At 60.3% G+C, this 3,862-nt stretch carries 6 protein-coding genes; 4 read left to right on the plus strand and 2 right to left on the minus strand.

Going from position 1 to position 3,862, the window contains the following annotated elements; genetic code table 11:
• Positions 1-135: 135 nt before the first annotated feature.
• On the minus strand, positions 136-399 hold the full coding sequence (locus tag EN925_RS26770) for a hypothetical protein (protein WP_013530598.1): 264 nt from the start codon (positions 397-399) through the stop codon (positions 136-138).
• Between the two features lie 584 nt (positions 400-983).
• Here EN925_RS26770 and EN925_RS26775 point away from each other — a divergent pair.
• Positions 984-1,658, plus strand: coding sequence for a Crp/Fnr family transcriptional regulator (locus tag EN925_RS26775; RefSeq protein WP_245268617.1), 675 nt, complete (start codon positions 984-986; stop codon positions 1,656-1,658).
• On the opposite strand, the gene EN925_RS26780 is transcribed toward EN925_RS26775, so the two are convergent.
• Positions 1,659-1,964 carry a hypothetical protein gene (locus EN925_RS26780; RefSeq protein WP_013530596.1) on the minus strand — a complete coding sequence of 102 codons (306 nt, stop codon included), beginning with the start codon at positions 1,962-1,964 and terminating at the stop codon, positions 1,659-1,661.
• Between the two features lie 228 nt (positions 1,965-2,192).
• On the opposite strand from EN925_RS26780, the gene EN925_RS26785 reads away from it, so the two are divergent.
• The 3 genes from EN925_RS26785 to EN925_RS26795 form a co-directional block, all read left to right on the plus strand.
• Positions 2,193-2,939, plus strand: coding sequence for a helix-turn-helix transcriptional regulator (locus EN925_RS26785; protein ID WP_013530595.1), 747 nt, complete (start codon positions 2,193-2,195; stop codon positions 2,937-2,939).
• A gap of 162 nt (positions 2,940-3,101) precedes the next feature.
• Positions 3,102-3,395 (plus strand): hypothetical protein, encoded by a 294-nt coding sequence (locus tag EN925_RS26790; RefSeq protein WP_013530594.1) that lies wholly within the window; start codon positions 3,102-3,104, stop codon positions 3,393-3,395.
• 217 nt (positions 3,396-3,612) lie between these two features.
• Positions 3,613-3,862, plus strand: a 250-nt coding sequence (locus EN925_RS26795; protein ID WP_164894407.1) for an acyltransferase, incomplete at its 3' end; no start/stop codon positions are given.

A 3,862-nucleotide genomic window follows, 5' to 3' on the forward strand; every position in this document is an offset into this window, starting at 1 on the left:
AGGCTGTTCTGGACGGTCCATTCGCGGACAGCACGACCTCCGCGGCCTTCCGCGACATGCCGTATTTCCGGGCGAAGACCGCAGCGTCGTAAGGTTCGTTTTCGGCCGGTGCCGCGGACGTGATCCTGGCCTTGGTCATTGGCGGGTCCGCCTGAAACTCTCAAGCAACTCGCCTTCATTGCGGCAGCCATTCTGGAACAGCGAAAACACCGTGGCTGCCAGAAGCTGCACGTCCGACTCCCCCGACATGCGATCAAATTTGCGCTCCAGGCAGACCCGATCGAAGACGCGCTGGCACAGTTGCAGATCGGAAGGATGGAGACCGGGATTGCGCTTACGAAGGCTCGACATAAGAAGCCCCTTTCGGAGCAGCGGCCACTTTTGATGCATGTCGTCCAAAAGTGACCTCGGCTTTGGGAGAACGACATGCATAAACAAAGACCCTAAAGCGCATCGCATAAATCCGATCAAACGCGATGCGCTTTAGACGCTGTGGGTCAAAAAATGAAATCGGGCTGAGCAAGAGTCAACATCGGCCTCATCACAGTAAGTATCGTACAATTCTCCCCCCGGTCCTCCCCCTTCTTCGAATGGTCCCCAGGCCCAGCGCGACATGGCGCTTTTCATTGGCCAGCGGATTTTATCGGCGTGATCCGGCGCTCTCATGAAATATGTCGGTTTTGTACCAAATGGCGTTTGGTACGTTTCCGACACTAACATTCAGGCCGATCTTTTCATATGCGAACAGGCGTTGGGGGGCGCCGTGCTTCGAATTTCATATCGCATTAATATCTTTCTGCGTTCAGAGCCCCTATACATAGGCCATCGTCCTCACGTTTTTACGGGCACGGACGGCTGGGAGATTGGATGGCTCTTGCCCTGCATTGGGCCACGCCATGTCTGATCCCAACAAAAACTCTGATCCCGACAAAAAACCCTATCCCGACGGGAACCATCCGTACCGAAACCAACTGCTGCGGCGCATGCCTGCGGATGATCTGGCGTTGCTCGAGCCGCACATGCAGCGCTGCGATTTGCCATTGCGCATGATGCTGGTGACCCCGAATGTTCCGATCGAGGCCGTCTACTTCATCGAACAGGGCATTGGTTCGGTGGTCGCCAGCACGGCAAGCGGCCAAGAGGCCGAAGTGGGCTTCATCGGCTTCGAAGGCATGACGGGATACTCCCTGGTGATGGGCGACGACCGTGCGCCGCATGCCTGTTTTGTCCAACTCGAAGGCGAAGCGATCCGCATCGAAGCCGGCGCTTTCAAGGCAGCTTTGGAGGCAAGTACGACCTTGCGCATGTTCCTGCTGCGCTTCGTCAACGCACTACAAACCCAGGCCGGCTGCACCGCGCTCGTCAACGCGCGGCTGAAGCTCGAGGAGCGGCTGGCGCGATGGCTGCTCATGTGCGACGACCGGGTGCCCGGCGAACATCTCGCCATCACCCACGAATTCCTGGCCATCATGCTTGGTGTCAGGCGGCCAGGCGTCACCGTCGCGCTTCAATTGCTCGAAGGCCGCACGTTGATTCGCTCGAGACGGGGCGAGATCGTCATTCGCGACCGCGCCGGGCTGCTGGAACTCGCCAATGGCAGTTACGGCGAAGCCGAGGCCGAATATGCAAGGCTGATCGGCGAGATCGGCGCGGCCTGATCAGGAGCGGCTGCTGCCGGCATCCGGCTTGCCCGATGTCGCTTTGCCGGGCGGTGCCGCACCGCCTTCTATGGGCCCATCCCTGCCGATCGGCCCATCCCTGCCGATCGGCCCATCCTTGCTGATCGGCAAGCCGGCATGCTCCAGGCTTGCAAGCTTGCACTTCGTCTGCTCGGCCGCCGCTCCGACAAGGCAATCAATGGTGAACATGGCACCGGCGTGATCGCTTGACGCGACCGCCTGGCGGATCTTCGTCAATTGCGCCTGCGTGTAGTCCAGAAGCTCGACCAGGCCGGTATGATCCAAACCGCCCTCCATTACAGGATGTCGAGAGGCCGATCCGAGGTCGCTCTTGCCACCGAAATACACCCATTTACGCGGCTTGCATAGCCGGACTGTCAGAATCGTACAGCCTACGCTCTACGGGATCGTTGCCTATTGGCCAAAGGTCCATCTTCGCGCCAGCGCCACGGCATGCAAGTGTATATAAGCTATCGCTTGAATGCTGGTCCGTACGTCTGTCGGGGAGATGTCGTGCCAATTCGCGAGAATCTCGCCGCCAATCTCAGGCGGCTGGTCCAGCGCCACGCTTCCGTCAGCGCGGTGTGCCGTGAGCTTGGCATCAATCGCACCCAGTTCGAGCGCTATCTGCAAGGCAAGGCGGTGCCCAACAAAACCACCGCCAGGCTGATCTGCGATTATTTCAAGATCGACGAAAACGAGCTGTATCGCGAGCCGGCTGTTCCCGCAGCCAACGGCGACGGCAACGCATCGCTGCGCGAGGCACTGTACGAAAACATGGTGCGGCCGCCGTCGCCCGCCATCGCCGGCGGCACTTATTTCACCTATTTTTCGGTTCCCGGCCGCCCCGACCTTCTGATGCGCTCGGTCACCTTCCTGCGACGTGAGGCCGAGCTGGTCACCTTCAGGCGGGTGACGCGGTGGGCCCCGGGCGATGGCCAGGGTGGCGCCAGAATGCCCGGCAACCACTACGGCGTAGCGATCTCGCGCCTGAACTGGATCTATTTCACAGGCATCAACCGCCGCCAGACAAGCGAGCCCTCGATCATGACCGTACAGTGGGCTCCCATCTCCGAACCGGTTCTGGTCGGCAGGGCGATCGTCCTCACAGGATCGGGGCCGGCCTTTGTGCCGGTCATCATGCGGCAGGACGTCACCAGGGTCAGCATGAAGCGGGCGCTGCAGATGGCCCATATCGTCAGCCTCGACGACCCCAGCGTCGATCGACTGGTGGTCAGTCTCGCACGAGAGACCCGATAAACTCGCCTCCTACGGGAAAAATCGGGGAAAGTTTCAAGTTTTTCGGCTATATTTTTCCTCGTTTCGGCTTTTCTGCGCAAAAAATGCCGGAACTTTCACCCAAACCTGTCGTTTTCCAATGGATCGTTGCTTCGACGATCCCAAAGCAACAGGAGAGTACCCATGAACATCAAGATGATCTGCTTGGGCGCCATGGCACTTTCGATGGTCGGCGGCGCGGCGTTTGCCAAAACGTCGGCTCTCGACGATCCAGCCAAGATGCAGCCCTTCTACACCGATAGCAGCATGAAGACGATGGTCAGCAACGACGACTTCGTGAAAGCCTGGAAGGCCCTTACGCCGGACGACCAGACCGCGATGATGAAGGCCTGCGAGGACGAGGCGAAGGACGCCACTGCGGCCAACAGCCATCCCGAATTCTGCAGCAGCGTGAAAGCGAACGGCGGCAGCAAGTAGCAGTCCAGCAACCCGAATGAGAAACAGCCCCGCGCGGGGCTGTTTTGCGTCTGCCGCAGGTGTGCAGACAAGCCAGCCACGCAAGGATCGGGCCCGGCCGGCACCCGGCCCATCTCCCCATTTCTGCCATGTTGCACTGCGATAAATTTGTTGCATTGCGATATCGGCCTGCACCGCCGACATTGCACAGGGGCTGGGCTTGCACGAGGGAGCCGTCGTGGCAGCATCGTTCCGGCCGGACATACAAGGATTGCGCGCGCTCGCCGTCGGCGGCGTCGTCGCCTACCATTTCGGCCTCACCGCGCTCCCCGGCGGCTTTGCCGGCGTCGACATCTTCTTCGTCATCTCGGGCTGGCTGATATCGACCCACCTCATGCAGGAGATCGGCGAGACCGGCCGGCTCGACCTCTGGCGCTTCTATGCCAGGCGCGCGCGGCGGCTCCTGCCGGCAGCTTTGTTCGTCATCC

The organism is Mesorhizobium sp. M7A.F.Ca.US.006.04.2.1, from assembly GCF_004022915.1.
Taxonomy (GTDB): Bacteria; Pseudomonadota; Alphaproteobacteria; order Rhizobiales; family Rhizobiaceae; genus Mesorhizobium; species Mesorhizobium ciceri.